The sequence below is a fragment of the Candidatus Pelagibacter communis genome (assembly GCF_001180105.1).
Classification (GTDB): domain Bacteria; phylum Pseudomonadota; class Alphaproteobacteria; order Pelagibacterales; family Pelagibacteraceae; genus Pelagibacter; species Pelagibacter ubique_K.
In genome coordinates this window covers 1-1,107 of the sequence record NZ_CVSO01000058.1, presented here as the reverse complement: position 1 = coordinate 1,107, position 1,107 = coordinate 1, and the positions used below count along the sequence as shown (strand labels likewise).

Genomic DNA, 1,107 nt, shown 5'->3' with positions numbered 1-1,107 from the left:
GTGTTTCCAATATAGCAATTGTTTTTTGGTGAAAAGTACTCTCTATTTTTGAAAAATAAAATATTTGAGGTGCAAGTTTCTAAAATTTTTCCCCTATAAACTAAAGCTATATCAGTTTTACTTGGATCATATTTGTTTAATTCTTTTAAAATCTTTTTATAATAAAGATTTTTTGTTTCAGGATCAATTCTTCTGTAGTTTATTAATTTAAGTTCAAAATCCTTTTTAGGTTTAAGTCTTTTACGGATAGAAATTGATATAAATTTTTTTGTTAGAGCAATTCGAAATAAATGGTCGTAATTAATATTCTTATTAATGTTTGAATAGATTAAACGATTAATATTTGTCTCAATATTTTTTGAATAAATTTTATATTTTTTAAGAGATTTAATTAATCCCTTAAAGTGACTTTTAAACAAAATAAGTTTACCAGGTTTTCCTAAAAGTCTTATAGTTGTAAAGACTCCGTGAGATCCCCATAAATCTTTAAATCCTATTTCTTTTTGATTACTTACTTGATAAGATTTTTTTAATAAAAAAATTGCCATTTTCAGTTAAGAATGAGTCGGGATGAAATTGAAATCCATAAATTTGATTTATACTATCCTCAAAAGCCATCGCTGTATTTGTTTTTGTGCAACGCATTGTAATATTGAGATTTTTTGAAAAATATGGCTCATGTAACTTTAGTGAATGATATCTTCCGACATTGAATACTTTATTTTTTTTAAAAATTTTGCTTTTTCCATTTACTTTAATTTTTGATTGATACCCATGATAAATTTTATTTTGTTGTCTAATTTTTCCACCTTCGTTATACAATATCAACTGAAATCCTAAACATACACCAATCATTTTTTTTTTACCCTTGTATTTATTATAAATTTTTGAGGTTTCTGGATAATCTTTTGGAGAACCAGGACCGGGAGAAAAAACTATCACATCTGATTTATTTAATAATTTTTTATTTATATCAAAATAATCAGAGCAATGAACCTTATCAAATTGAGAAAATTGATGAACCACATTCCATGTAAAAGAGTCTTGATGATCAATAATATATATCATTTAAATAACTCCAATAATGATTTTGCTTTAATGTAGTTT

At 24.4% G+C, this 1,107-nt stretch carries 2 protein-coding genes; both read right to left on the bottom strand.

Features of this window, described 5'->3' with window-relative positions; translation table 11 throughout:
• Positions 1-548: aminotransferase class IV (locus AMN84_RS03675; RefSeq protein WP_075483475.1), on the bottom strand; the 548-nt coding region annotated here is incomplete at its 3' end.
• Entirely contained in the window at positions 508-1,068 is a 561-nt protein-coding gene (locus AMN84_RS03670) for an aminodeoxychorismate/anthranilate synthase component II (RefSeq protein WP_075483473.1), read from the bottom strand. The genes AMN84_RS03675 and AMN84_RS03670, both read right to left, overlap by 41 nt.
• Positions 1,069-1,107: the final 39 nt, after the last annotated feature.

Coding starts and splice junctions, on each gene's coding strand:
- AMN84_RS03670 (WP_075483473.1), bottom strand. CDS start 1,068: ATGATATATATTATTGATCATCAAGACTCTTTTACATGGAATGTGGTT.